Origin of the sequence: Methyloceanibacter sp. wino2 (genome assembly GCF_003071365.1) — a bacterium.
Lineage (GTDB): Bacteria > Pseudomonadota > Alphaproteobacteria > Rhizobiales > Methyloligellaceae > Methyloceanibacter.
Genome location: NZ_CP028960.1, coordinates 1,919,688 through 1,944,026, shown reverse-complemented (window position 1 = coordinate 1,944,026; position 24,339 = coordinate 1,919,688). Strand labels below are relative to the sequence as shown.

28 protein-coding genes and 1 pseudogene are annotated in these 24,339 nt (G+C 62.7%); 24 read left to right on the top strand and 5 right to left on the bottom strand.

Going from position 1 to position 24,339, the window contains the following annotated elements; all coding sequences use genetic code 11:
- Positions 1–83: 83 nt before the first annotated feature.
- Positions 84–689, top strand: a complete 606-nt coding sequence (leuD, locus tag DCY11_RS09005; RefSeq protein ID WP_108682610.1) for a 3-isopropylmalate dehydratase small subunit — start codon at positions 84–86, stop codon at positions 687–689.
- Between the two features lie 125 nt (positions 690–814).
- On the opposite strand, the gene DCY11_RS15540 is transcribed toward leuD, so the two are convergent.
- Positions 815–1,270, bottom strand: a complete 456-nt coding sequence (locus DCY11_RS15540; protein ID WP_159079919.1) for a hypothetical protein — start codon at positions 1,268–1,270, stop codon at positions 815–817.
- Between the two features lie 84 nt (positions 1,271–1,354).
- Between DCY11_RS15540 and leuB the strand changes: the two genes are divergently transcribed.
- From leuB to DCY11_RS08985, 3 genes are all read left to right on the top strand, one after another.
- Entirely contained in the window at positions 1,355–2,461 is a 1,107-nt protein-coding gene (gene leuB, locus DCY11_RS08995) for a 3-isopropylmalate dehydrogenase (protein ID WP_108682608.1), read from the top strand.
- A 5-nt stretch (positions 2,462–2,466) separates the two neighbouring features.
- Positions 2,467–3,306, top strand: coding sequence for a hypothetical protein (locus tag DCY11_RS08990; RefSeq protein ID WP_108682607.1), 840 nt, complete (start codon positions 2,467–2,469; stop codon positions 3,304–3,306).
- A 116-nt stretch (positions 3,307–3,422) separates the two neighbouring features.
- The gene (locus DCY11_RS08985; protein WP_108682606.1) at positions 3,423–4,451 is read left to right on the top strand and encodes an aspartate-semialdehyde dehydrogenase; all 1,029 of its coding nucleotides are present in this window, start codon (positions 3,423–3,425) and stop codon (positions 4,449–4,451) included.
- Between the two features lie 98 nt (positions 4,452–4,549).
- On the opposite strand, the gene DCY11_RS08980 is transcribed toward DCY11_RS08985, so the two are convergent.
- Both DCY11_RS08980 and DCY11_RS15535 read right to left on the bottom strand, forming a co-directional pair.
- Positions 4,550–5,188, bottom strand: coding sequence for a carbonic anhydrase (locus DCY11_RS08980; protein ID WP_159079918.1), 639 nt, complete (start codon positions 5,186–5,188; stop codon positions 4,550–4,552).
- A 75-nt stretch (positions 5,189–5,263) separates the two neighbouring features.
- Positions 5,264–5,527: a hypothetical protein gene (locus tag DCY11_RS15535; protein ID WP_159079917.1), complete on the bottom strand. Its 264-nt coding sequence runs from the start codon at positions 5,525–5,527 to the stop codon at positions 5,264–5,266.
- 117 nt (positions 5,528–5,644) lie between these two features.
- Between DCY11_RS15535 and DCY11_RS08975 the strand changes: the two genes are divergently transcribed.
- From DCY11_RS08975 to DCY11_RS08915, 15 genes and pseudogenes are all read left to right on the top strand, one after another.
- On the top strand, positions 5,645–6,850 hold the full coding sequence (locus tag DCY11_RS08975) for an NAD-dependent formate dehydrogenase (RefSeq protein WP_108682604.1): 1,206 nt from the start codon (positions 5,645–5,647) through the stop codon (positions 6,848–6,850).
- Positions 6,851–7,018: 168 nt separating this feature from the next.
- Positions 7,019–7,471, top strand: a complete 453-nt coding sequence (gene cynS, locus DCY11_RS08970; RefSeq protein WP_108682603.1) for a cyanase — start codon at positions 7,019–7,021, stop codon at positions 7,469–7,471.
- Positions 7,472–7,677: 206 nt separating this feature from the next.
- Positions 7,678–9,044 (top strand): annotated as a pseudogene (locus DCY11_RS08965) (OFA family MFS transporter); the annotation flags it as partial.
- A gap of 38 nt (positions 9,045–9,082) precedes the next feature.
- Positions 9,083–9,220, top strand: a complete 138-nt coding sequence (locus tag DCY11_RS15685; RefSeq protein ID WP_174202143.1) for a hypothetical protein — start codon at positions 9,083–9,085, stop codon at positions 9,218–9,220.
- Between the two features lie 174 nt (positions 9,221–9,394).
- On the top strand, positions 9,395–9,484 hold the full coding sequence (gene pqqA / locus DCY11_RS08960) for a pyrroloquinoline quinone precursor peptide PqqA (protein ID WP_045363338.1): 90 nt from the start codon (positions 9,395–9,397) through the stop codon (positions 9,482–9,484).
- A gap of 216 nt (positions 9,485–9,700) precedes the next feature.
- Positions 9,701–9,790: a pyrroloquinoline quinone precursor peptide PqqA gene (gene pqqA, locus DCY11_RS08955; protein ID WP_045363338.1), complete on the top strand. Its 90-nt coding sequence runs from the start codon at positions 9,701–9,703 to the stop codon at positions 9,788–9,790.
- 249 nt (positions 9,791–10,039) lie between these two features.
- The gene (gene pqqA, locus DCY11_RS08950) at positions 10,040–10,129 is read left to right on the top strand and encodes a pyrroloquinoline quinone precursor peptide PqqA (RefSeq protein WP_045363338.1); all 90 of its coding nucleotides are present in this window, start codon (positions 10,040–10,042) and stop codon (positions 10,127–10,129) included.
- A 231-nt stretch (positions 10,130–10,360) separates the two neighbouring features.
- A complete protein-coding gene (locus tag DCY11_RS08945) occupies positions 10,361–10,684 on the top strand; it encodes a multidrug efflux SMR transporter (RefSeq protein WP_069445652.1) in 324 nt (107 codons plus the stop codon).
- Positions 10,681–11,751, top strand: a complete 1,071-nt coding sequence (locus DCY11_RS08940; RefSeq protein ID WP_108682602.1) for a MaoC family dehydratase — start codon at positions 10,681–10,683, stop codon at positions 11,749–11,751. Before DCY11_RS08945 ends, DCY11_RS08940 begins: the two co-directional genes overlap by 4 nt.
- A 127-nt stretch (positions 11,752–11,878) precedes the next feature.
- Positions 11,879–12,400, top strand: coding sequence for a superoxide dismutase family protein (locus DCY11_RS08935; RefSeq protein WP_108682601.1), 522 nt, complete (start codon positions 11,879–11,881; stop codon positions 12,398–12,400).
- A gap of 98 nt (positions 12,401–12,498) precedes the next feature.
- Positions 12,499–12,654 carry a hypothetical protein gene (locus DCY11_RS15530; protein ID WP_156137327.1) on the top strand — a complete coding sequence of 52 codons (156 nt, stop codon included), beginning with the start codon at positions 12,499–12,501 and terminating at the stop codon, positions 12,652–12,654.
- A 155-nt stretch (positions 12,655–12,809) separates the two neighbouring features.
- A complete protein-coding gene (gene sdhC, locus DCY11_RS08930; RefSeq protein ID WP_108682600.1) occupies positions 12,810–13,214 on the top strand; it encodes a succinate dehydrogenase, cytochrome b556 subunit in 405 nt (134 codons plus the stop codon).
- A gap of 2 nt (positions 13,215–13,216) precedes the next feature.
- Positions 13,217–13,591, top strand: coding sequence for a succinate dehydrogenase, hydrophobic membrane anchor protein (sdhD, locus tag DCY11_RS08925; protein WP_108682599.1), 375 nt, complete (start codon positions 13,217–13,219; stop codon positions 13,589–13,591).
- 6 nt (positions 13,592–13,597) lie between these two features.
- Positions 13,598–15,439 (top strand): succinate dehydrogenase flavoprotein subunit, encoded by a 1,842-nt coding sequence (sdhA, locus tag DCY11_RS08920; RefSeq protein ID WP_108682598.1) that lies wholly within the window; start codon positions 13,598–13,600, stop codon positions 15,437–15,439.
- A 64-nt stretch (positions 15,440–15,503) separates the two neighbouring features.
- Positions 15,504–16,292 (top strand): succinate dehydrogenase iron-sulfur subunit, encoded by a 789-nt coding sequence (locus DCY11_RS08915; RefSeq protein ID WP_108682597.1) that lies wholly within the window; start codon positions 15,504–15,506, stop codon positions 16,290–16,292.
- Positions 16,293–16,386: 94 nt separating this feature from the next.
- On the opposite strand, the gene DCY11_RS08910 is transcribed toward DCY11_RS08915, so the two are convergent.
- Positions 16,387–16,884: a hypothetical protein gene (locus tag DCY11_RS08910; RefSeq protein WP_159079916.1), complete on the bottom strand. Its 498-nt coding sequence runs from the start codon at positions 16,882–16,884 to the stop codon at positions 16,387–16,389.
- A gap of 121 nt (positions 16,885–17,005) precedes the next feature.
- Between DCY11_RS08910 and DCY11_RS08905 the strand changes: the two genes are divergently transcribed.
- Positions 17,006–17,491: a cupin domain-containing protein gene (locus DCY11_RS08905; RefSeq protein ID WP_108682595.1), complete on the top strand. Its 486-nt coding sequence runs from the start codon at positions 17,006–17,008 to the stop codon at positions 17,489–17,491.
- Positions 17,492–17,536: 45 nt separating this feature from the next.
- Here DCY11_RS08905 and DCY11_RS08900 read toward each other — a convergent pair whose 3' ends face one another.
- Positions 17,537–18,037 carry a hypothetical protein gene (locus DCY11_RS08900; RefSeq protein ID WP_159079915.1) on the bottom strand — a complete coding sequence of 167 codons (501 nt, stop codon included), beginning with the start codon at positions 18,035–18,037 and terminating at the stop codon, positions 17,537–17,539.
- A 192-nt stretch (positions 18,038–18,229) separates the two neighbouring features.
- Between DCY11_RS08900 and mdh the strand changes: the two genes are divergently transcribed.
- The 4 genes from mdh to DCY11_RS08880 all read left to right on the top strand — a co-directional run bounded on the left by mdh (position 18,230) and on the right by DCY11_RS08880 (position 24,297).
- Positions 18,230–19,198, top strand: a complete 969-nt coding sequence (gene mdh / locus DCY11_RS08895; RefSeq protein ID WP_108682593.1) for a malate dehydrogenase — start codon at positions 18,230–18,232, stop codon at positions 19,196–19,198.
- Between the two features lie 33 nt (positions 19,199–19,231).
- Positions 19,232–20,398 carry an ADP-forming succinate--CoA ligase subunit beta gene (sucC, locus tag DCY11_RS08890; protein WP_108682592.1) on the top strand — a complete coding sequence of 389 codons (1,167 nt, stop codon included), beginning with the start codon at positions 19,232–19,234 and terminating at the stop codon, positions 20,396–20,398.
- Positions 20,399–20,457: 59 nt separating this feature from the next.
- Entirely contained in the window at positions 20,458–21,330 is an 873-nt protein-coding gene (gene sucD / locus DCY11_RS08885; protein ID WP_108682591.1) for a succinate--CoA ligase subunit alpha, read from the top strand.
- A 78-nt stretch (positions 21,331–21,408) separates the two neighbouring features.
- Positions 21,409–24,297, top strand: a complete 2,889-nt coding sequence (locus DCY11_RS08880) for a 2-oxoglutarate dehydrogenase E1 component (protein WP_108682590.1) — start codon at positions 21,409–21,411, stop codon at positions 24,295–24,297.
- The last annotated feature ends 42 nt before the right edge of the window (positions 24,298–24,339 follow it).

Genomic DNA, 24,339 nt, shown 5'->3' with positions numbered 1-24,339 from the left:
CATGCCCCGGCAACAGCGCGGGACTGTGACAGTAGAAACTCGGTCCGGAAAGCTCTATATGGCTCAGCGAATAGAGGTTCATCATGGAAAAATTCACGACACTCACGGGCATAGCCGCCCATCTGCCGATGATCAACGTCGACACGGACATGATCATCCCCAAGAACTACCTGAAGACGATCAAGCGCACCGGCCTGGGCGAGGGCCTTTTCGCCGAGCTGCGCTATGACGAGAAGGGCACCAAGGATCCCGATTTCGTGCTCCACAAGGAGCCCTACACGAAGGCGCAGATCCTGATCGCGGGCGACAATTTCGGCTGCGGCTCCTCCCGCGAGCACGCGCCCTGGGCCCTGCTCGATTTCGGCTTCCGCTGCATCATCGCGCCGTCATTCGCGGACATCTTCTACAACAACTGCTTCAAGAACGGCATTCTGCCCATCGTTCTGCCGCAGGAAGACATCGCAAAGCTGATCGACGACGCCGAGCGCGGCGACAATGCGCGGCTGACCATCGACCTGGAAGCCCAGGAGATCTCCGGGCCCGACGGCGGCAAGATCCACTTCGACGTCGATCCGCACCGCAAGCGCTGCCTGATCGAAGGGCTCGACGACATCGGCCTCACGCTGGAGAAAGCCGCGAACATCGACGCTTACGAGCAGAAGATCGCCGCCGGGAGACCTTGGGTCTAGAAGCCATCCCGTCATGCCCGGAATTTTATCCGGGCATCCACGATTTCCCCGCAAGCTCGCTAGACGTAGATGGCCGGGTCAAGCCCGGCCATGACGGCTCTTGGTATGAATCGAGACCTGAGACTTTATTTGAACGGAACGGGATCGGTTTCCTGCTCGACGACGGTCTCGCCGTCGCGGGTGATGGTCACCTTCGCGGTGTACTGACCCTTGGGCCAGCCGCCCGCGGGAACGCCCGTCTTGCCCGCCTGAATCAACACGTCGGTGTCGTCCTCGGTGACCTCGTTGACGTTGTGCATCAAGGACTCGCCGTCCAGCGTGAGATGGAGCTCCACGCGGTCGCCCTTCTTGGCGTGGGCGACCCAGCCGTACGCAACCCCGGGGGAGTTGAAGCGCGGTGTGGGCAGCAGCATGCGCTTCATCAGCTCTTTCTCATCGACCTTGTGATCGGTGATTCCGATGCTCACGACCGTGGTCTTGGCCTCGGCCAGGGCCGCCGAATCTTCGGTCTCGTCCGCCGCCACGGCCAGGCTGGACCCGAACGCCAGCGCAAGAACTGTCAATAGCACCCTTGTCAGCATGTCCCACTCCCGCTACCCAAAGCGCCGCCGGACTATTTCCGGCCTTTCTTCGGTGGTGCTTTAGCATAGGGCGGACGTAAATTCATGGCCTCATTCAAACTCTTACTTCTTCCCGGCGACGGCATCGGCACCGAGGTGATGGACGAGGTCACGCGCCTCGTCGAATGGGCGAACGGCACAGGGGCGATTTCAATCGAGACCGAGACGGATCTCGTGGGCGGCTGCGCCTACGACGAACACGGCGAAGCCATTTCCGAGGAGGCGATGAAGACGGCGCACGCGGCCGACGCGGTCATGCTGGGCGCCGTAGGCGGGCCGAAATGGGACGGCGTGCCCTACGACAAGCGCCCCGAAGCCGGCCTGTTGCGCCTCCGCAAGGACCTCGAGCTCTTCGCCAATCTGCGGCCTGCGATCTGCTACCCGGCCCTGGCCGAGGCTTCGTCGTTGAAGCGCGAGCTGGTCGAGGGGCTCGACATCATGATCGTGCGCGAACTGACCGGGGGCGTCTATTTCGGCGAACCCAAGGAGATCACCGATCTCGGCAACGGCCAGAAGCGTGCCGTCGACACCCAGGTCTACGAGACCTACGAGATCGAGCGCATCGCCGCCGTCGCCTTCGATCTCGCCCGCAAGCGCGGCAACCTGGTGCACTCCGCCGAGAAGCGGAACGTGATGAAGACTGGCGTCCTATGGAACGAGGTAGTCACCCAGGTCCACAAGGACAGCTATTCGGACGTGAAGCTCGAGCACATCCTCGCCGACAACTGCGCCATGCAACTCGTCCGCGCGCCCAAGCAGTTCGACGTGATCGTGACCGACAATCTGTTCGGCGACGTGCTTTCCGACGAAGCGGCCATGGCCACGGGCTCGCTCGGCATGCTGCCGTCCGCGTCGCTCGGCGCCGCCGATGAGAACGGCATGCGGCCGGCCATGTACGAGCCCGTGCATGGCTCGGCGCCCGACATCGCCGGCCAAGGCAAGGCCAACCCGATCGCGACCATCGCTAGCTTCGCCATGTGCCTGCGCTACTCTTTCGACCAGGGCGCGCTGGCCGACAAGATCGAAGCGGCCATCGCCGACGTGCTGGACCAGGGCTTGCGGACCGGCGACATCGCGCAGGCCGGCTGCAAGACCGTCGGGACCCGTGAGATGGGCGATGCCATCATCGCGTCGCTAAACAATGCCAGTTAGGTGACATGAGACACGCTTCCGCTTGGCTGCCCCTCACCATCATCGTGCTGCTCGCGGCGCCGTTCGCCTGGGCCGCCGACGAGACGGACGAGACCGCACCCTCTGCCTCGGAGGATACGGCGGAGACCGGCGCGGCGGCTGAAACGGAGAGCAGCGACGCCGACGCAAGCACGGATGCCCCCGAGCCCGAGACGACGGACGCTGCGCCCGAGGAAAACGCCCCGCCTGAGGAAGACGAGACCGCGATCCCGGACGCGCCCGTGCTTGGGCCGCAAATCAGCTCCAAGATCGAGTTGACGCCCGAGGAGAAGGCGGAGAAGGAAGCCCGCAAGGCTTGCAAGATCGAGATTTGCGACATCATCGCCACCCGCGAGCCGATGGGCGAGGATATCGCCTGCGACATCAAGAAGACGTGGCGGGCCGAGAGCCTGACAAAGATGCTCGGCGATCAGTTTTCCTGGCCCTGGGGCAAGGCCGTTTGCCAATCCAAGCTCAACCTGTCGCGCGCCGATCTAGCCGGCGCCATGCTCGAATCCAACGCCACCATCAAGATGGAGAAATTCGCGGTGTCGTGCGAGCTGCACACGGGCGAAGGCGAGCCCTACGTCGTCGAGGCCGAACTGTCGCCCGAGGTGTCCTTCAAGGGCGGGAGGGCCGTTTCCGCCAGCATCAATTGGGGCGACGTGTCGGCACCCCTGATGATCTATCCGATCCTCTATGCGGGCACGGGGCTCGACAACCGCTCGAACCTCCTCGGCTCGGAAGTGGTCGAGATGGTCAACGAGTTCACCCAAAAGAAATGCGCCGAGGTCAAAGACGAACTGCCGGGCCGCCGGGTGAATTAGGGTCCTTGGCGGGGCTTTCGCGGCGGCTTTGACTTTCGCCGCGCCTTCCCATACATCCGCGCCAATACCGCGCGCACGCCGCATGGACCAGCTGCCGCGCCATCAGGAGTACCGGAATGGGTTACAAAGTCGCCGTCATCGGCGCGACCGGCAATGTCGGGCGCGAAATGCTGAATATCCTCGAGGAGCGGGAGTTTCCCGCCGACGAGGTCATCCCGATCGCCTCGCGCCGCTCAGTCGGCCGCGAGGTTTCCTATGGCGACGCGCGCCTGAAGTGCCGCGACCTTGAGAACTTCGAGTTTTCCGGCGTCGACTTCGCGCTGATGTCCGCGGGCTCGGCGATTTCCAAGGAATGGTCGCCCCGGATCGGCGCGACCGGCTGCGTCGTGATCGATAACTCTTCCTGCTGGCGCTACGACCCGGACGTGCCGCTGATCGTGCCCGAAGTGAACCCCGACGCCATCGCCGGCTTCACCAAGAAGAACATCATCGCCAACCCGAACTGCTCGACCGCCCAGCTCGTCGTGGTGCTGAAGCCTCTGCACGACGCGGCCAAGATCAAGCGCGTGGTCTGCTCGACCTATCAATCCGTGTCCGGCGCGGGCAAGGAAGCGATGGACGAGCTTTGGAACCAGACCAAGGGCATCTTCGTGACCGATCCTCCGTCGCCGGAGAAGTTCACCAAGCAGATAGCCTTCAACGTCATTCCTCACATCGACGTCTTCCTGGACGACGGCTCGACCAACGAGGAATGGAAGATGGTCGCCGAGACCAAGAAGATCCTGGACCCGAAGATCAAGCTCACCGCGACATGCGTGCGCGTGCCCGTCTTTGTCGGCCACGCCGAAGCCGTGAACATCGAGTTCGAGACCCCGTTCAGCGCCGACGAGGCCCGCGACGTCTTGCGTGACGCGCCGGGCGTCCTCGTGGTCGACAAGCGCGAGGACGGCGGTTACGTGACGCCGGTCGAGTGCGTCGGCGACTACGCCACCTTCGTCAGCCGCATTCGCGACGACCAAACCGTCGACAACGGCCTGACGCTGTGGTGCGTCTCGGACAACCTCCGCAAAGGTGCGGCGCTCAACACGATCCAGATCGCCGAGACCATGATTGAGCGCGGGTTGCTCGCGAAGAAAGCGGCCTAGGGGTCTCGAAGAGACGGCCAGAAAGCGCTGTCCTCTCCCCAACGAAACGGAACCCAGCGCCGGTTCGTCTGAGACCTGGCGCGGCCCGCACGGTGTGCTCAGGCGTCGACGGTCTCGGGCAAGGGCGCAAACGTGTCCGTCTCCTCGTCGAGGGCCAGGACCACGCCGCTGCCGATGTCGAAATGGAGCCCATGCAGAGCGAGCATGCCCTCGGCTTCCTTGTTTCGCACCGCATCGAACATGCGCAGGTTCGACAGTGACTGACGCACACCGGCCAGTTCGAAGGCCGTCTCCTCGCCGTGCCTTTCGATGTCGCTTTTCTTGACATCGAGCCCGTCGAGCTGCGTCAGCCAGGTCCCAATGAAGTCGGTGTCGTCGGGCTTGCCCTTCAGCTTGTCGCGATAGGCGGCCATCCCGCCGCAATGGGAGTGACCGAGCACGATGATGTTGGGAACTTTGAGCACCATGGCCGCATATTCGACAGCCGCGCTCGTGCCATGGAACTTTCCGTCCGGCTGAAACGGCGGAACGAGATTGGCGACGTTGCGCACAATGAACAGATCGCCGGGCCCTGCCCCGAAGATCGCCGAAACGTCGACGCGCGAGTCGCAGCAAGCCACCACCAGCGCGGTCGGGGCCTGCCCCAAACTGGCAAGCTGTTCATAGCGTCCCTTGTCCGCCGGATGACTGTCGTTCCGGAACCGCCAATACCCATCGAGAAGCTTTTTTGTCAGCACGTTTCTTATCCTTGTTCCGTTCGAACGAAGTTCTCAGTTTGGATCGGGATTGTCTAACCGGAGAGGCCCTTCCGTTTAATTGATATTTCCTATGGCAAATGGCGCGCGGCGAAGGAAGCGCAATAGGCCCGCTGGCGGCGCAAAAAGCGCGAAAAACAGCCCATGGCGGACGCTACCCATTGCAATCACGATAGAAAAAGCCAAACGAGCGTTTCGGAATGCCGTCTTGATTGGGCACGGCCAAACGCCCGTAATGCGCGTGTCGGAACCGTAGAAGCGCACCACAAAAACCGCGCCGACCGACGCAAGGAAACGCGGTCCACAAAAGCCGATCAGCAATATCGGTCTTGGGACCTTCAACGCGCAACATGTCTGGAACGTCGTACTTCTCCGCTAGTGGGCGCTTGCGGGACGTCCACGCACGCCCAGTCATGTTGCCTCTAAAGGAGCGCCGACATGGCAAAAGTTCTCTGTGTACTCTACGACGATCCAATTGACGGCTTCCCGCCGAAATACGCGCGCGACAGCATTCCCCACATCGCGGGATACGCGGACGGGCAGACCGCCCCGACGCCCGACGCGATCGACTTCAATCCCGGCGAACTGCTCGGCAGCGTCTCCGGCGAGCTCGGACTACGCAAGTTCCTCGAAGCCAATGGCCACGAACTCGTCGTGACGTCCGACAAGGACGGCGCAAATTCGACGTTCGAGAAAGAGTTGGTCGATGCCGACGTCGTCATCTCCCAGCCCTTCTGGCCGGCCTATCTGACGGCTGAGCGGATCGCCAAAGCGAAGAACCTCAAACTGGCCCTGACAGCCGGCATCGGGTCCGACCATGTCGACCTGCAGGCCGCGATGGACAACGGCGTCACCGTCGCCGAAGTGACTTTCTGCAACTCGATCAGCGTCGCCGAGCACGTGGTCATGCAGATCCTGTCGCTCGTTCGCAACTACATCCCCTCCTACCAGTGGGCCGTGAATGGCGGCTGGAATATCGCCGACTGCGTCGAGCGGTCCTACGACCTGGAAGGTATGGAAGTCGGCACGGTCGCGGCGGGCCGCATCGGCCTTGCGGTTATGCGCCGCCTGAAGCCGTTCGGCGTGAACCTGCACTATTACGACAAGCACCGCCTGCCTGTTGATGTGGAGGAGGAACTTGGACTGACCTTCCATCCCGATGTCGAATCCCTCGCCAAGGCCTGCGACGTCGTCACCATCAACTGCCCGCTCCATCCCGAGACGGAGCATCTGTTCGACGATGCGATGATCGGCAAGATGAAGCGCGGCAGCTACCTGGTGAACACCGCGCGCGGCAAGATCTGCGATCGTGACGCCGTGGTGCGCGCGCTCGAGAGCGGCCAACTCGCAGGCTATGCGGGCGATGTCTGGTTCCCGCAGCCGGCGCCCAAGGATCACCCGTGGCGCACCATGCCGAACCACGGCATGACGCCCCATATCTCGGGCACGTCGCTCTCGGCCCAGACCCGCTATGCCGCCGGCACGCGCGAGATCCTGGAGTGCTTCTTCGCCGGCAAACCGATCCGCGATGAGTATCTCATCGTTCAGGGCGGCGCCCTGGCCGGTACCGGTGCGCATTCCTACACCGCCGGTGACGCCACCGGAGGCTCCGAGGAAGCGGAGAAGTTCAAGAAGGCAGGTTAATCGCTCCGACCGACGCAATCGGGGCGTGGCCCCGCGCTCAGCTCCTTGGTGCAGGTCAACCCCCTGACACCTTCCCGAGCGCGGGGCCGTTTTCCGGTCCACGTACACGAAGAGCCGTGCCGCGTGACCGCCACCATCCCACACCAAGTTCCATTATTAGGAGATCCCATGGGTATCCCTGCCACCCGCGAGGCCACAGCTGCGGCCATCGTGCAAGCCATGAAGACCAAGAAACTGCGGTTCGAGACGCTCGCTTCGGAGACGGGCCTAAGCCCGTTCATCGTGACCGCCGCCGTCAAAGGTCAAATGTCCCTACCCCAAGAGGCCGCCGCCAAGATCGCCAAGGCAACCGGGGTGCCGGAAGCCGAAGACTACCTGACGGAGATTCCCTCGCGCGGCTCGCTCGGCCAGGCCGTTCCGACGGATCCGCTCATGTACCGCTTCTACGAGATCGTCCAGGTCTATGGTACGACCCTCAAAGCGCTGATCGAAGAGGAGTTTGGCGACGGCATTATGAGCGCCATCGACTTCGACCTCGACATCTCTCGCCAGCCCGATCCGAACGGTGACAGGGTGCGCGTCGTGATGACGGGCAAATTTCTTAAATTCAAACGCGGCTAGACTTGTCGCGTTGTCCTTGCGGCAAACCCGGCCAACTCTGACCGGGCTTGCCGTAAGACCATTGTCACATTCGCGCAGCATGGCTCGCTTAGGGGACGGCCAGCGTCGAAACCTATCCCTGGTACTTGCGATAAGCACCAAGCCCGTTCAGAGTAGCTGCCAATAAGCGCACAAATGCGCCATTCAAACGGGGGGAGTGTCCACTCATGACGACCGCAGCGAGCGCGGAATCTGGAGGCGTGTTCGGCTGGCTCGACCGGTCACACACCGTGGCGAAACCGGGCTTCAGCCGATGGCTGGTCCCGCCGGCCGCACTTTGCGTCCACCTTTGTATCGGCCAGGTCTACGCGTTCAGCGTGTTCAACCTGCCGATGACCAAGCTGATCGGCATCACCCACTCCGCGCCCGACGACTGGAAGCTGACGCAACTCGGCTGGATCTTCTCTCTCGCGATCGTCTTCCTCGGGCTCTCCGCAGCATTCACCGGCACCTGGCTCGACCGCGTGGGCCCGCGCCGGGCCATGTTCACCGCAGCCTTGTGCTTTGGCGGCGGTTTTCTGATCTCGGCGCTCGGCATCCATCTGCATCAGCTCTGGCTGATCTATCTCGGCTATGGCGTGCTCGGCGGTTGCGGCCTCGGGCTCGGCTATATCTCCCCGGTGAAGACGCTGATCACCTGGTTCCCCGACCGGCCCGGCATGGCCACGGGCATGGCCATCATGGGCTTCGGCGGCGGCGCGATGATCGCCTCGCCCCTGTCGGTATGGCTGATGAAATACTATTCCAGCCCGACCGATGTGGGCGTCATGGGCACCTTCGTCACGCTCGGCATTATCTACCTCGTCTTCATGATGATCGGCGCGGCCCTCGTACGCGTACCCCCAACGGCTGGCTACCGGAGGGATATGAGCCGCCCGCGCAGCCGAAGAAGATGGTCACCACCGCCCACGTCCATGTGGACGAAGCGCTGAAGACCCCGCAATTCTATCTGCTGTGGGGCGTGCTCTGCCTGAACGTCACGGCCGGCATCGGTGTGCTTGGCCAGGCCTCCGCCATGAGCCAGGAAATGTTCCCAGGACAGATCACCGCTGCGGCCGCGGCCGGCTTTGTCGGCCTCTTGAGCCTCTTCAACATGGCGGGGCGGTTCTTCTGGGCCTCGTCCTCCGACTTCATCGGACGGCGCAACACCTACATGATCTTCTTTGCCCTCGGCATGGTGCTCTACGCCCTCGTGCCCTGGACAGGACAGATCGATTCCATCGTCCTCTTCGTCGCCTTGTATGCCGTGATCCTGTCCATGTATGGCGGCGGGTTCGCCACCATCCCTGCCTATCTCAGGGACGTTTTCGGGACCCGCTATGTGGGCGCCATTCACGGGCGTCTGCTGACCGCCTGGTCCGCGGCCGGCGTGTTCGGGCCGGTCCTGGTGAACTACATCCGCGAATACCAGATCAATCACGGGGTGCCGAAGGCGGACGCTTATTCCGTCACTATGTACATCATGGCGGGGCTTCTCTTCGTCGGCTTCATCTTGAACTGGCTGATGACCCCCGTGGACCACAAGCACCACATGACAGAAGAAGAACTCAAAGCGTCGATGGAGACTTGAGAATGACCGAAACGACCCATCACGAGACCGTCTCGGGCGCCAACAAGGTCAAGCTGGTCCTGGCCTGGACGCTGGTCGGCATTCCGCTCCTATGGGGCGTGTTCAACACCCTGGCCAAGGCGGCTTTGCTGTTTCAATAGCTGTCAGAATCTGACAGAACGCCGCAGATGACCTCGATCGGGATGGCGCAACATGCTGTTTTATAACGATAATTCCTGTAAGAATCTGTTAATGCGCCAGTCATGCGGTTCTCATCCGCAATCGCCATTATCTAGGGACGATAACGTTCACCGAACGAACTCAAGGAGACGACCATGAAAGAGTGGCTGAAGCCCGAGATCACCGAGTCCGAAGCTGGCATGGAAGTTACTTCCTACCTTCCGGCTGAGCTCGACCGCGCTTAATTAGCGCTGATCTAGCCTAGTTTTCGAAAATGGCGGTCCTAGCGATATGCGGGGCCGCCATTTTTGTATGCGCGCTTGGTTGTCGTCTTACTGCGTCGCTCGACCGTGACTGCCGGCAGCACCCTTGATCTGTTCAGATTGTTTTCATTGACGCGTCATGCGCCGCTCATCCAGATTGTCGCACCCTAGGGTATCGTTTAACGAAAGGAGACGACCATGAAAGAGTGGCTGAAGCCCGAGATCACCGAGTCCGAAGCTGGTATGGAAGTGACTTCCTACCTTCCGGCCGAGCTCGACCGCGCTTAATCAGCGCTGATCTAGCAAACCACGAATGGCGGCTCTCGCGATGGCGGAGCCGCCATTTTCGTATGCGCATTCGAATGCGCAATGGCCGGCGACCTTCGCGCGCCGGCGGCAGCTCTTGGGGCTCAAGATACCGGCGCCGCTGTTCAGATAGTTTTCATGAGCGAGTCATGCGGTTCTCATCCGTCCTCCCCATTATTGTAGGACGACTTCATTGATTGAACCGATTGCATTGAACCAAAGGAGATGATCATGAAAGAGTGGCTGAAGCCCGAGATCACCGAGTCCGAAGCTGGCATGGAAGTGACTTCCTACCTCCCGGCTGAGCTCGACCGCGCTTAATTCGCGCTGATCCAGTAAAGTTTTCAAAAATGGCGGTCCCAGCGATATGCGGGGCCGCCATTTTTGTTTGTGGCGGCTGTTCTTGCGATGCCGCTACCGCGACACCCTCCATGGAGGGTGACAGACCCTCCCCCCGAAATTATGGTCCCACGGCGCTGAACGCCTATGGCCGCCGAGAGGCGCGCTGGCGTAGCGCGCGATTGGTCGCAAGAAGCAAGAGGGACCCCTGCCATGCCCTGGGTGTATCTTATCGCCGCCGGGCTCTTCGAGGTCGGTTTTGCCTCGACGCTCAAACTCACCGACGGTTTCACGAAACTCTGGCCAACTCTGATTTTCACCGTCTGCATCGTTCTTTCGTTCGTCCTTCTCAACAAGGCGGTGAAGGATCTGCCGATCGGAACCGCCTATGCGATTTGGACGGGGATTGGCGCTGCAGGCACTGCCATTATCGGGATCCTCGTCTATAAGGAGCCCGTCACGGCGCTGCGCCTGTTCTTCATCGCGACGCTGATCGGTTCCATCATCGGATTGAAACTCGCAACAACGACCACATGACCCAGACACCAAAGATCGACCGCACCGTTACCGGAAACTATTTCGAGGACTTCAAAGTCGGCGAGGAGATCGTGCACGCCACGCCGCGCACCGTCACCGTCGGCGATGTCAGCGTCTACACGGCGCTCTATAGCGGCCGCTTCGCCGTGCAATCCTCGGACGCCTTCGCCCAGAGCATCGGCTATCCGCGCTCGCCCATCGACGACACGCTCGTCTTCCATTTCGTGATCGGCAAAACGGTGCCCGACGTGTCGCGCAACGCCATCGCCAATCTCGGTTATGCGGAGTTCCGCTTCCTCGCGCCGGTCTATCCGGGCGACACCATCGCCTCGACCTCGGAGGTCATCGGCGTCAAGCAGAACTCGAGCGGCAAGAACGGCACGGTCTATGTGCGCACCACGGGCCGCAACCAGAACGGCGAACCGGTCCTGTCCTTCGCACGCTGGGTCATGGTGGTGAAAAAGAATCTCGACCTGCCCGCGCCCGAGACGGTGATCCCGGAGCTGGACAAGGAGATTTCGCCCGACACGCTCGGCAAGGCGCTGCCGCCCCTGAAGCTCACGGTCTACGACTACGCGCTGGCCGGATCGCCGCGCCGCTGGGGAGACTATGCGGTGGGCGACAAGATCAACCATGTGGACGGTCAGACGATCGAAGAGGCCGAGCACCAGATGGCGACGCGGCTCTATCAGAACACCGCGCGTGTACACTTCAACCAGCACCGTGAATCCCAGGAGCGCTTCGGGCGCCGCCTCGTCTATGGCGGCCACATCATCTCGATTGCGCGCTCGCTCAGCTTCAACGGCCTCGCCAACGCCTTCCATGTCCTGGGGCTCAACGGGGCGCGTCACGCGGCGCCCTCCTTCGCGGGCGACACGATCTATGCCTGGAGCGAGGTGCTGGACAAAGCCGAACTCCCGGGCCGCTCAGATGCGGGTGCGCTGCGCCTGCGCACTTTCGCCGTGAAGGACCGCGACTGCGCAGATTTCCCCGGCGTGAAGGAGGACGGCAAGCTGGAAGACGGCGTCGTGCTCGATATGGACTACTGGGTCGCCCTGCCGCGCTAAGGCAGCCGTGCTCGAGGGTGGCGCGCGGTCGCGCCGCCTCCCTTAGGCCTCTCTCTCGCGTTAGAGTGATGCCTAAGTTCAATCGGCCTCAGTGAAGTGAGGCGCCGCCCTGAAGGAGATTTTCGCGATGAAGAACCTGTTCCGTCTTGCCGCCCTTGGAGCCGTCACGGTCACCCTCGCTACTCCGGCCTTGGTTTCTACGGCGTCGGCGGCGGAGACGGCCAAGGCAGTCCTGCAGAACCCGGACGGCAAGGAAGTCGGAACGGTGACGCTGACGGCGGTGCCCTCGGGCGTTCTGCTCGATGCCGACCTGACCGCGCTGCCGGAGGGCACACACGCGTTCCACATCCACGGGACGGGCAAATGCGAGGCGCCGGACTTCAAATCCGCCGGCGGGCACTTCAACCCGGAGGAAGACCAGCACGGCCTCAAGAACCCGGCCGGGCCTCATGCGGGCGACATGCCCAACATTCATGTTCCCGAGAACGGCAAGCTGCACATCGAGGTGCTGAACCAGATGGTGAGCCTGCCGAGCCTTCTCACAGGGGAAGGCACGGCCATCGTGCTCCACGAGAAGGGCGACGACTATGTCTCGGACCCGGCGGGCGATGCCGGTCCCCGGATCGCGTGCGGCGTGATCACCGAATAGGCCGTTGTCCCCGTCACAATTCGTTAGTGTAAACCTTATGTAAAAGTTTTTGGTCCCATTCTTGAGCCTCTTAGTTCCGCGACTTGGGGGAGTTGCCCATGGCTTGGGAAGGACCGTACGACGGCATGATGGGGGGCGTTGCCTACATCGTCGGCTCTCACGTTTGGGAGTCGCTCGACGGTGGCCAGACCTGGATCATGTCGAAGTTCGTCGACGACGAAGAAGCGTGCTACGAAATCGCTAAGCCCGCTTAGAGACTTGAATCTGCTCAAAGTTTAGAGCCTTCGGCGCGTGCACTGCGCGCTTCGGCAGCTTCGGCCCTGGGTCAAAGGGCCCAGGCTGTCGCGATTGCCCCTGTCTTCTCTGTGCGTTATGACAAGATCAGACTGGGCAACACATACAAAAACCAATGACAGATAAGCTTGGGGCGGAGCGGCCTCTTTCTCCGCATCTGCAGATCTACCGGCCGATGCTGACGATGATGATGTCCATCGCGCATCGCATCACCGGTGCGGGGCTGGCCGTCGGATTCGGGCTGCTGACCTGGTGGCTCGTGGCCGTCAGCATGGGCCCGAGTGCCTACGCCTATGTGCAGGACTTCTTCGGCAGTTTTCTTGGCCGCGTCCTGCTCTTCGCGTTCACCTGGGCCCTGATCCACCACATGCTTGGCGGGATCCGCCATCTCATCTGGGATACCGGCGTCGGGCTCGACAAACGGACGATCGAGATTCTCGCACTGGCGACCATCATCGGCTCGATCGTGCTGACGGTCCTCGTCTGGATCCTCGGCTATTGCTACCTGGGAGCCCACTAGCCATGGCAACGCCGCTCAAACGCGTCCGCGGCCTTGGCGCCGCCCATCACGGAACGGAGACGTTCTGGCGCCAAAGGCTCACGGCCGTCGCCAACGTGCCGCTGGTGATCTTCCTGATCGCCTTCATCGTCCGCAACGCCGGCGCGAGCTACACCGACGTGAAGGCCTGCCTCGCGAACCCCGTCGTCGCTGTCTTGATGCTGGCGCTGATCTGGTCCGCCGCAATCCATATGCGGATCGGCTTGCGGGAAATCATCGAGGACTACCTCCACCACAAGCTCTGCAAGACAGCCTCGCTCATGCTCGCCACCTTTTTCTCAGCGGTGGTCGCCATCGCCTCGACCCTCGCCATTTTGAAAATCAGTTTCGGAGGCTGATGCGAAATGCCTCAAGACGCCACGCCCAACACGCCGCACAATGCCGTCAGTGTGAACGGCCGAGCTTACGAGATCACCGACCACGCCTATGACGTCATCGTCGTGGGCGCCGGCGGTTCGGGCCTGCGCGCCGTGGTCGGCGCCAGCGAGGCGGGCCTGCGCACGGCCTGCATCTCCAAGGTCTTTCCGACGCGCTCGCACACGGTCGCGGCTCAGGGCGGCATCGCCGCCGCGCTCGGCAATATGGGCCCGGACGACTGGCGCTGGCACATGTACGACACCGTGAAGGGGTCGGACTGGCTCGGCGACCAGGACTGCATCGAATATCTCTGCCGCCATGCGCCCGAGGCCGTCTACGAGCTGGAGCACTGGGGTGTCCCCTTCTCCCGCACCGAGGACGGCAAGATTTTCCAGCGCGCCTTCGGCGGCATGACCACCGAGTTCGGCAAGGGCCAGGCGCGGCGAACCTGCGCCGCCGCCGACCGCACCGGCCACGCGCTGCTCCACACCATGTACGGTCAGGCGCTGCGCCATTCGGCGGAGTTCTTCATCGAGTACTTCGCCATCGATCTCATCATGGACGACGAAGGCGCCTGCCGCGGCGTAATCGCCATCAACATGGCCGACGGGTCGATCCACCGTTTCCGCGGCCACCAGACGATCCTTGCGACGGGCGGTTATGGCCGCGCCTATTTCTCCTGTACTTCCGCACACATCTGCACCGGTGACGGCAACGGTATGGTGCTGCGGGCGGGGCTGCCCTTGCAGGACATGGAGTTCGTGCAGTTCCACCCCACCGGCGTCTATGGCGCCGGCGTGCTGATCACCGAAGGCGCGCGCGGCGAAGGCGGCTTCCTGCGGAACTCCGAAGGCGAGAAATTCATGGAGCGCTATGCGCCCTCCGCCAAGGACCTCGCCTCACGCGACGTGGTCTCCCGCGCCATCACCATCGAGATCCGCGAAGGCCGCGGGCATGGTCCCGACGGCGAATACATGCACCTGCATCTCGACCACCTGGACCCGGATCTGATCGACGAGCGCCTGCCGGGTATTTCCGACCTCGCCCGCATCTTCGGCGGCGTCGATGCCCGCAAGGAGCCGATCAAGATCATTCCGACCTGCCACTACAATATGGGCGGGATCCCCACCAACATGCACGGCGAGGTGATTGCGCCTAAGAACGGCGATCCCGACGCCATCGTGCCGGGGCTCATGGCCCTCGGCGAAGCGGCCTGCGTGTCGGTCCACGGCGCCAACCGCCTGGGCTCGAACTCGCTGATCGACCTCGTCGTCTTCGGCCGGGCGGCCGGACTGCGCTGCGCCGAACTCATTCCGAAAGGCTCGGCCATTCCGGAGCTGCCGAAGGGCGCGGGCGAAGCCTCGATCACGCGGTTCGACGGGTTCCGCTACGCCGATGGCGGCACGCCAACCGCCGAACTGCGTCTCGCCATGCAGAAGACCATGCAGCGCGACTGCTCGGTGTTCCGCACCGAGGAAGTGCTCGAAGAAGGCGTGAAGGGCATCAAGAAGGTCTGGGACGACGCGGCGGACATCAAGGTCACGGACCGGTCGCTCATCTGGAACACGGACCTGATCGAGACGCTGGAATTCGACAACCTCATCTCCCAGGCCGCTGTTACCGTGCAGGGCGCGCTTGCCCGTCAAGAGTCCCGCGGCGCTCATGCGCGCGAGGACTTCCCCAAGCGCGACGACACCAATTGGATGAAGCACACCCTGTCCTACGCCGATTACGGCACGCACACGGTGAAGCTCGATTTCCGCCCCGTGCATACCTACACGCTGTCGAACGAGGTGGCTTACATCGAGCCGAAAGAGCGGGTCTACTAGAGACGCGCGTCGAACGTGGGTCAGGCCGGGGTTGAGTCCGGCCGGCGCAAAGGAAGAAGCTGAGATGGTTGAATTCGCACTTCCCAAGAATTCGAAGATCAAGAAGGGCAAAGAGTGGAACCCGCCCGCCGCGGACGCCGAGCCCGGCCGCTGGCGCGAATACCGTGTCTATCGTTATGACCCGGACACCGGCCAGAACCCGCGCGTCGACACCTATTGGGTGGACATGAACGAGTGCGGACCGATGGTTCTGGACGCGCTTCTGTGGATCAAGAACAAGGTCGACCCGACCCTCACCTTCCGCCGATCGTGCCGCGAGGGTGTCTGCGGGTCGTGCTCGATGAACATCGACGGCACCAACACGCTGGCCTGCACCATGCACGCCGAAGAGGCCAGGGGCGCGGCCATCGCCATCTATCCGCTGCCGCACATGCCCGTGGTGAAGGATCTCGTGCCGGACATGACGCAGTTCTATGCGCAGCACCGCGAGATCGAGCCCTGGCTCAAGACCGACAGCCCGACACCGCAGAAAGAATGGCGCCAGAGCCACGACGACCGTGAGAAGCTGGACGGGCTCTACGAGTGCATCCTATGTGCCTGCTGCTCGACCGCCTGCCCGTCCTATTGGTGGAACGGCGATCGGTATCTCGGACCGGCCATCCTGCTGCAGGCTAATCGCTGGGTCGAGGACTCCCGCGACGAACGCACGGGCGAGCGGCTGGACGACCTGGAAGATCCCTTCCGGCTCTATCGCTGCCATACCATCCTCAACTGCACCAAGGCCTGCCCCAAGGGTCTGAACCCGGCGGCGGCGATCGCCAATCTGAAACGGAAGATGGTCGAGCGCATGTAGGCGCTTCACGCGCGCGCACCGATCCCAATCGAAAATGTGTTGCGGAAAGCCCGGTCTCACCGATTTTTGTCGGGCCGGGCTTTTTTCGTGGGGCTTATTTCGGGCAACGCGGCAGCGAGAACACACAGCTTGGCGTCCCCTCCCGCTTCATCTGCGCTTGCTTCTCGGGATCCTTCTCCGCCTGCCAGGCGTAGGGGCTGCGCCCTTCCTTATGCGAGTAGCTCACGCGTATCAGCTTGCCGCCCTGGAAGGTAAGGCTCGCGGTACAGGTGGCGTCCTTCGGGGTGCCGCCCGGAACCGGCCCCGCCCCCTTGTAGTGGTAGATGAGCGTTTCGGCGCCGCCGCTGGCCGGGATCTGCGAGCGCGGCTGACCGGCGCATTGCAGGACCTGCTGCTTGCTCATGCCGATATAGGGCTTGCCGTAGTCGACCCGCGTGAGATCCTGGATGGCCTGTTCAGGACCCGAGAAGCCGCCGCCGCACCCGGAGGCAAATACCGTCAGCCCCGCCACCAGCGCGGCGCGCCAACCACGTCGTGCCGAAAATGCTTCCCGTGCTGCGCCTAGAGTTTCGCGAAATGCGCCCAAGTTCATGTCTTCCCATAAGCCTCGAACACGCCGTAACGCTAGATTGCGGGCGCTTTGCGGCGGGGGAAAGCGCCCGTAGCCCACAGAAATCCTTAGGCCCTGACGGCTCCCGGGCTATTCTGCCCCAATGACCCTGACGAAAACCACCCGCCCCGTTGCCGTCGCGTTTGTCCTCCTCGCGCTTGGGTTCGGCGCACCCGCCGTTCAAGCACGCGAGCCGGGCGCACCGCCGAAAGTCCAAGCCGAGCACATTGCGACGGAGCCTCTAGCCACCGACCCCGACAAAGAAGTCGACATTCAGATCTATACGTTCCCGCCCCAAAGCGCGGTGCCCTGGCATGTCCATAAGGACGCGGTCGAGATCGAATACGCGCTTCACGGATCGATCATGCTCGAGGAGGAGGGTAAGCCCCCTTACGAGGTCGCCAAGGGCAAGACCAACGTGCTGGCGCCGAACGTGGTTCATCGCGGGTGGAACCCGAGCAAGACGGAGCCCGCGACGCTCTATGTGGTTCGGATCAAGCCCAAAGCGGCGCCGCTCGCGACGATCGTTCCGGCACCGGCCGAGACAGCCGGCGCGCCCGCGGCAAGCGAGTATCCCGAAGACGAATAGGGTTGGTGACGGGTCGTCAGCCTGCGGCCCATCGTGAGAGCCCGGCTAGTCCGTATCGCTCCGCCTTAACAGCGCGTTGAGCCCGGCCGCCCAGGCGAACGCCACGACGACCCAATAGAAGATCTTGGCGGACGTCCCCAACTGCATCCCGAGCGCCGACCCCTCGAACGTGCCGAAGCCGGCGACAACGGTGTAGAAGGCAGCAAAGGCAAGGACGAAGGCCGTGGCATGGCGCGGGCGGAAGAAACCGATCAGGGTGCCGGCAGCCCCCCACACCAAATTGACCAACGCCTGAAGCGGATTCAGCCTGAAGCCGGGCGGAAAGCTGTTGGGATCGGTGTCGAACCCGTACACGGCATAGGACACGAGCATGATCCCGCCGAGAGCCAGGAAGTAGCTGGCGCAGCGCGCAGCCCACACCACCAGCGGTAATGGCGGGGTCGCATCAAGCTCCTCATCCGTGGGGGCGCGACGCTCTTCGTCGGGTCCGGGCCCCGAGCCGGAATCCGGCCCGGAACCGCTCTTTGCAGGGTGGTTGCCGGTCATCGTTTCTCCGGGATGTGCATCTCCCGACCGAGACTAACCCCTAATGTGCCCGACTGCGAACCAAAGATGCAGGCGATTGTCATCGCAAACTTGCGCGCAAGGACGATTACATCTAACCATCAAAAGATGTCGTAGCGGTTGGAAAAAATGACGGCGCGGCCTCCAGGACCGCGCAAGTCGGGAGGGATAGTCATGGCGCGTAATAAAATTGCTTTGATCGGTGCTGGCCAGATCGGCGGCACGCTTGCTCACCTTGCCGGCATCCGGCAACTGGGCGAAGTAGTGCTGTTCGACGTCGTGGACGGCGTTCCGCAAGGCAAGGCCCTCGATCTGTCTCAGTCCGCACCAGTGGAAGGCTACGCTCCCAAGTTTAAGGGCGCCAACGAATACGCCGAGATCAAAGACGCCGACGTGGTGATCGTCACTGCCGGCGTTCCGCGCAAGCCCGGCATGAGCCGCGACGATCTCATCGAGATCAACCTCAAGGTCATGGAGCAAGTCGGCGCGGGCCTGCGTAAGTACGCGCCCGAAGCTTTCGTCATCTGCGTGACCAACCCACTCGACGCGATGGTCTGGGCCCTCCAGAAGACGAGCGGTCTGCCCCGTAACAAGGTGGTGGGCATGGCCGGTGTGCTGGATAGCGCGCGCTTCCGCTACTTCCTGTCGGAAGAGTTCGATGTGAGCCCCCAGGACATTCACACGATGGTTCTCGGTGGCCATGGCGACACCATGGTGCCGCTCATCCGCTACTCCTCCGTGGCGGGCATTCCGCTGGCGGACCTCATCAAGATGCGCTGGATCACCCAGAAGCGGCTCGATGAAATCGTGCAACGCACCCGCGACGGCGGCGCCGAGATCGTCGGCCTTCTGAAAACCGGTTCGGCCTATTACGCCCCCGCCGCAGCGGCACTCGACATGGCCGAGTCCTACCTCCACGACAAGAAGCGTGTGCTGCCCGCCGCCGCCTATCTCAACGGCGAATACGGCGTGAAGGGCATCTACGCCGGTGTTCCCGTAATCATCAGCGCCAAGGGCGTCGAACGCGTCATCGAGCTCGATCTCACCTCCGCCGAGAAGGACGCGCTGTTGCATTCGGTTCAGGCGGTCAAGAACCTGGTGGAGATCTGCCAGCGCATCGCCCCCAATCTCGCAGCCTCATAAGTCCACACACGTTCCGCGTCCGGAGAGTTTTTTATGAACATTCACGAATACCAGGCGAAGGATCTGCTCAAGGCCTTCGGTGCTCCTGTCGGCAACGGCGTGGTCGCCACCACCGCCGACGAAGCGGTCGAAAAGGCCAAGGCGCTCAACGGCGATGTACTCGTCGTAAAAGCGCAGATCCACGCCGGCGGGCGCGGCAAGGGCGGCGGCGTCAAGATCGTCAAGACCATCCAGGAGATGCATGCGGAAGCCGACCGGATGCTCGGCAAGGCTTTGATCACGCCGCAGACCGGGCCCAAGGGACGCATCGTGCGCAGCGTCTTCGTCACCGAAGGCACCGCCATCGACCGCGAGCTCTACCTGTCGCTTCTGGTAGACCGCGCAACGGGACGGATCGCCTTCGTCGCCTCGACCGAGGGCGGCGTGAACATCGAGGAAGTGGCGGCGGAGACGCCCGAGAAGATCACCACCGTCGATGTGGACCCCGCATCGGGCCTCAGCGCTTTTCATGGGCGCGTGATCGCCGACGCGCTGGGGCTCAAAGGCGATCTCGCCAAGCAGTGCGGCAAGCTCATCAAGCAGCTCTACACGCTCTTCGTCGAGAAGGACGCGAGCCTCATCGAGATCAACCCGCTGGTCGTCACCAAGGACGGCCAGCTCGAATGCCTCGATGCGAAGATGGGGTTTGAGGATAACGCCCTGTTCCGCCATCCGGATATCGAGGCGCTGCGCGACTTCCACGAGGAGGACCCGGCCGAGGTCGAAGCCTCCAAGCACGACCTCTCTTACGTCAAGCTCGACGGCAATATCGGCTGCATGGTCAACGGCGCCGGGCTCGCCATGGCGACCATGGACATCATTAAGTACTATGGCGCCGAGCCTGCGAACTTCCTAGACGTTGGAGGTGGTGCAACCACGGAGAAGGTCACTGCGGCTTTCAAGCTGATCCTCTCGGACCCCAATGTTAAGGGAGTGCTGGTGAACATTTTCGGCGGCATCATGCGCTGCGATACGATTGCCGAGGGCATCATTGCCGCGGCCAAGGAGACGAATATCGGCGTGCCGCTGGTCGTCCGCCTCGAAGGGACCAACGTAGAGCGCGGCAAGGAGCTCCTGTCGCAATCGGGTCTAGACATCATCCCCGCCGACGATCTGGACGACGCCGCCAAAAAAGCGGTGGACGCCATTGGAGTCGCCTAGCGTCCGCACGTTGAACTTCGTGTCACAAATCCTTCCTCAAACCGGCTTAGCTTTGCATCATGTCAGTCCTCGTCAATAAGAACACGCGCGTCATTTGCCAGGGTTTCACAGGCTCTCAAGGCACATTCCACACCGAACAAGCAATCGCCTACGGCACCAAGATGGTGGGCGGCGTCACCCCCGGCAAAGGCGGCACGACGCATCTCGATCTGCCGGTCTTCGACACGGTGCGCGATGCCGTCGCGGCGACAGGCGCGACCGCATCAGCCATCTACGTTCCGCCGCCCTTTGCGGCCGATGCGATCCTCGAGGCGATCGATGCGGGCATCGCGCTTGCCGTCTGCATCACCGAGGGCGTTCCCGTCCTGGATATGGTCAAGGTCAAGCGCGCACTCATCGGGTCGGGCACGCGGCTGATCGGCCCCAACTGCCCGGGCATCATCACGCCGGGCGAGTGCAAGATCGGCATCATGCCGGGGCACATCCACAAGCCTGGACGCGTCGGCATCGTCTCCCGGTCCGGCACGCTCACCTATGAGGCCGTGGCACAGACCACCGCCGTCGGCTTCGGCCAGACCACGTGCATCGGCATCGGCGGCGACCCGGTCAACGGGACGAACTTCATCGACGCGCTCTCGCTCTTCCTTGAGGACGACGCCACCGAAGCCATCATCATGATCGGCGAGATCGGCGGCAGCGCTGAGGAAGAAGCCGCGGAATTCTTGGTTAAGGCCGGCAACAAGAAGCCCATCGTAGGCTTCGTGGCCGGCGCGACCGCGCCTCCCGGACGCCGCATGGGACATGCCGGTGCCGTTATTTCGGGCGGCAAGGGCGACGCAAAGAGCAAAATAGAGGCAATGCAGGACGCCGGTATTGTGGTGTCCCATTCCCCTGCAGCGCTTGGAACAACGCTTGCAGGAATATTTAGCTAAGGGTGCGCTGGGCGCCAAACGCTTGCCTTTTTTGCCCGGCACGCCGGAGGTCCCGATAAGGACCGCGAGGTTGGTGCCATGACACGATACGAAGCCAGCGAGGTTTTCGCCCAGACCTCTTTCCTGGATGGCGCCAACGCCACCTACCTCGCCGAGCTCTACGCCCTGTACGAGGCCGACCCATCGTCGGTCTCAGAAGACTGGCAACACTTCTTTGCCAATCTCGGCGACGACGCCAAGAACGTCATCGCCGACGCGGAAGGTCCCTCTTGGGGTGCCTGGAACCGGGCGCCGTCTTGGAAGAATGGCGCGCAATCGACCGCAATGGCCGTCGCACCCGACGGCGCGCTGACCCAGGCCGAAGCACTCGACGCTGCCCGCGATACGCTGGGGGCACGCATGCTAATCCGCGCCTACCGCACGCGTGGCCATCTGATCGCCAAGCTCGACCCGCTGCGTCTCATCGAACGTGGCGCTCATCCCGAACTCAACCCCGAGACCTATGGCTTCACGCCGGCGGACTATTCGCGGCCCATCTATATCGGCGGCGCGCTGGGGTTCGAGTTCGCCGATCTGGCCCAAGTGCTCGCGGTTCTGGAAAAGACCTATGGCGGCACGATCGGCTTCGAGTACATGCACATCTCCGACCCCGATCAGCGGGCCTGGCTGCAGAAGCGCATCGAAGGCTCGGAGATCCAATTCACTGAGCAGGGCAAGCGGGCGATCCTGAACAAGCTGATCGAGTCCGAAGGCTCCGAGCGCTTCCTCAATGTGAAATACACGGGCACCAAGCGCTTCGGTCTCGACGGCGGCGAGTCCATGGTTCCGGCGCTCGAACAGATCATCAAGCGCGGCGGCCAGCTCGGCGTCCGCGAGATCGTCATCGGCATGCCCCATCGCGGCCGGCTGAACGTGCTCGCCAACGTGATGGCCAAGCCCTGGCGCGCCATCTTCAACGAGTTCCGCGGCGGCTCCGCCCACCCCGACGACGTCGAGGGCTCGGGCGACGTGAAGTATCATCTCGGCGCCTCGTCGGATCGCGAGTTCGATGACAACCGCGTGCATCTCTCCCTCACCGCCAACCCGTCGCATCTCGAGATCGTCGATCCCGTGGTGCTCGGCAAGGTGCGGGCCAAGCAGGACCAGGCGGGCGACACCAAGCGCAAGACGATCATGCCGCTGCTTCTCCACGGTGACGCGGCCTTCGCCGGCCAGGGTGTCGTGGCCGAGTGCCTCGGATTGTCGGGTCTGCGGGGCCACCGTACCGGCGGGGGGATCCATTTCATCGTGAACAACCAGATCGGGTTCACGACGGCGCCGCGCTTCTCGCGCTCATCACCCTACCCTTCCGACGTGGCCAAGATGATCGATGCGCCAATCTTCCATGTGAACGGCGACGACCCGGAAGCCGTCGTCCATGTCACGAAGATCGCCACCGAGTTCCGTCAGCGTTTCGGCAAGCCCGTCGTCATCGATATGTTCTGCTACCGCCGCCACGGCCACAACGAGGCGGACGAGCCCGCCTTCACGCAGCCGCTGATGTATCAGCGCATCGCCGAGCACCCCCGGGTGGTCGAGATCTACGCGGACCGGCTGGTCAAGGAAGGCGTCCTCACGAAAGAGGAGGTCGATGGGCTGCAGGCACAGTTCCGCGACTACCTCGAAGAGGAGTTCAAGGCCGGCGAGACCTACAGGCCGAACCGCGCCGACTGGCTGGACGGGCGCTGGTCGGGCATCGGCTTCGCCGACGAAGGAGCCCGGCGCGGACTGACCGGCGTCGACCTCGATGTCCTGCGTGAAGTCGGGCACAAGCTGACGAAAATTCCCGCCACCCTGACGCCGCACAAGACCATCGCCCGCATCATGGCGGCGCGGCGGCAGTCGATCGACGACGGCACGGGCATCGATTGGGCGACCGCGGAGTCGCTCGCCTTCGGCACGCTGCTGGTCGAGGGCTTCAAGATCCGCCTGTCGGGACAGGACTCCGAGCGCGGCACCTTCTCGCATCGCCATTCGGTCCTGATGGATCAGGTGAACGAGAACAAGTACACGCCGCTGAAGCATCTCGGCAAAGAGCAGGGCGATTTCGAAGTCATCAATTCGATGCTTTCCGAAGAGGCCGTCCTCGGCTTCGAGTACGGCTACAGCCTCGCCGAGCCCAACGCGCTCGTCCTGTGGGAAGCCCAGTTCGGCGACTTCGCCAACGGCGCACAGGTAGTGATCGATCAGTTCATCTCGTCGGGTGAACGCAAATGGCTGCGCATGTCGGGGCTCGTGCTTCTGCTGCCCCATGGCTATGAAGGCCAGGGACCGGAACATTCCTCCGCCCGGCTCGAGCGCTATCTCCAGCTTTGCGCGGAAGACAATTGGCAGGTCGTCAACTGCACCACGCCCGCCAATTACTTCCATGTGCTGCGGCGTCAGCTACACCGGCAGTTCCGCAAGCCGCTTGTGCTCATGACGCCGAAATCGCTGTTGCGGCACAAGAAGGTCAAATCCGACATCGAGGATTTCGGCCCCAAGTCCAGCTTTCACCGGCTTCTCTGGGACGACGCCCAACGCCTCGAGGACTCGCCCATCAAGCTTGTCCCCGACGAGGAGATTCAGCGCGTCGTGCTCTGCTCCGGCAAGGTCTATTACGACCTCGAGGCCGAGCGTGAGGCGCGCGGCATCAACGACATCTATCTCCTGCGCATGGAACAGCTCTATCCGTTCCCGGCGCGCGCGCTGATCCAAGAGCTCGGACGCTTCAAGGAAGCGGAGATCGTATGGTGTCAGGAAGAGCCCAAGAACATGGGGGCTTGGACTTTCGTAGAACCAAATTTGACTTGGGTTCTGGAGCATATCGATGCCAAATCTAAGCGGCCTCGTTATGCTGGCCGCCCAAGCTCCGCGGCGACCGCCACGGGCCTGATGTCGAAGCATACGAGAGAGTTGAAAGCCCTGCTCAACGAAGCTTTGGGCTGATCCGGGAAGGCGCCGCCTCCCGGACTACGGTTGAGCAAGGAA

Excerpts from the sequence above, each read along its gene's own strand:
- DCY11_RS08945 (WP_069445652.1), top strand. The coding sequence starts at position 10,361 with ATGCCCTGGGTGTATCTTATCGCCGCCGGGCTCTTCGAGGTCGGTTTT.
- DCY11_RS08985 (WP_108682606.1), top strand. The coding sequence starts at position 3,423 with ATGGGTTACAAAGTCGCCGTCATCGGCGCGACCGGCAATGTCGGGCGC.
- DCY11_RS15685 (WP_174202143.1), top strand. The coding sequence starts at position 9,083 with ATGACCGAAACGACCCATCACGAGACCGTCTCGGGCGCCAACAAGGTC.
- sdhC (WP_108682600.1), top strand. The coding sequence starts at position 12,810 with ATGACAGATAAGCTTGGGGCGGAGCGGCCTCTTTCTCCGCATCTGCAG.
- pqqA (WP_045363338.1), top strand. The coding sequence starts at position 9,701 with ATGAAAGAGTGGCTGAAGCCCGAGATCACCGAGTCCGAAGCTGGTATG.
- DCY11_RS08935 (WP_108682601.1), top strand. The coding sequence starts at position 11,879 with ATGAAGAACCTGTTCCGTCTTGCCGCCCTTGGAGCCGTCACGGTCACC.
- DCY11_RS08880 (WP_108682590.1), top strand. The coding sequence starts at position 21,409 with ATGACACGATACGAAGCCAGCGAGGTTTTCGCCCAGACCTCTTTCCTG.
- mdh (WP_108682593.1), top strand. The coding sequence starts at position 18,230 with ATGGCGCGTAATAAAATTGCTTTGATCGGTGCTGGCCAGATCGGCGGC.
- DCY11_RS08990 (WP_108682607.1), top strand. The coding sequence starts at position 2,467 with ATGAGACACGCTTCCGCTTGGCTGCCCCTCACCATCATCGTGCTGCTC.
- DCY11_RS08905 (WP_108682595.1), top strand. The coding sequence starts at position 17,006 with ATGACCCTGACGAAAACCACCCGCCCCGTTGCCGTCGCGTTTGTCCTC.
- sdhD (WP_108682599.1), top strand. The coding sequence starts at position 13,217 with ATGGCAACGCCGCTCAAACGCGTCCGCGGCCTTGGCGCCGCCCATCAC.
- DCY11_RS08975 (WP_108682604.1), top strand. The coding sequence starts at position 5,645 with ATGGCAAAAGTTCTCTGTGTACTCTACGACGATCCAATTGACGGCTTC.
- pqqA (WP_045363338.1), top strand. The coding sequence starts at position 9,395 with ATGAAAGAGTGGCTGAAGCCCGAGATCACCGAGTCCGAAGCTGGCATG.
- leuB (WP_108682608.1), top strand. The coding sequence starts at position 1,355 with ATGGCCTCATTCAAACTCTTACTTCTTCCCGGCGACGGCATCGGCACC.
- DCY11_RS08940 (WP_108682602.1), top strand. The coding sequence starts at position 10,681 with ATGACCCAGACACCAAAGATCGACCGCACCGTTACCGGAAACTATTTC.
- DCY11_RS08915 (WP_108682597.1), top strand. The coding sequence starts at position 15,504 with ATGGTTGAATTCGCACTTCCCAAGAATTCGAAGATCAAGAAGGGCAAA.
- leuD (WP_108682610.1), top strand. The coding sequence starts at position 84 with ATGGAAAAATTCACGACACTCACGGGCATAGCCGCCCATCTGCCGATG.
- sdhA (WP_108682598.1), top strand. The coding sequence starts at position 13,598 with ATGCCTCAAGACGCCACGCCCAACACGCCGCACAATGCCGTCAGTGTG.
- pqqA (WP_045363338.1), top strand. The coding sequence starts at position 10,040 with ATGAAAGAGTGGCTGAAGCCCGAGATCACCGAGTCCGAAGCTGGCATG.
- DCY11_RS15530 (WP_156137327.1), top strand. The coding sequence starts at position 12,499 with ATGGCTTGGGAAGGACCGTACGACGGCATGATGGGGGGCGTTGCCTAC.
- DCY11_RS15540 (WP_159079919.1), bottom strand. The coding sequence starts at position 1,270 with ATGCTGACAAGGGTGCTATTGACAGTTCTTGCGCTGGCGTTCGGGTCC.
- sucD (WP_108682591.1), top strand. The coding sequence starts at position 20,458 with ATGTCAGTCCTCGTCAATAAGAACACGCGCGTCATTTGCCAGGGTTTC.
- DCY11_RS08910 (WP_159079916.1), bottom strand. The coding sequence starts at position 16,884 with ATGAACTTGGGCGCATTTCGCGAAACTCTAGGCGCAGCACGGGAAGCA.
- sucC (WP_108682592.1), top strand. The coding sequence starts at position 19,232 with ATGAACATTCACGAATACCAGGCGAAGGATCTGCTCAAGGCCTTCGGT.
- cynS (WP_108682603.1), top strand. The coding sequence starts at position 7,019 with ATGGGTATCCCTGCCACCCGCGAGGCCACAGCTGCGGCCATCGTGCAA.
- DCY11_RS08900 (WP_159079915.1), bottom strand. The coding sequence starts at position 18,037 with ATGACCGGCAACCACCCTGCAAAGAGCGGTTCCGGGCCGGATTCCGGC.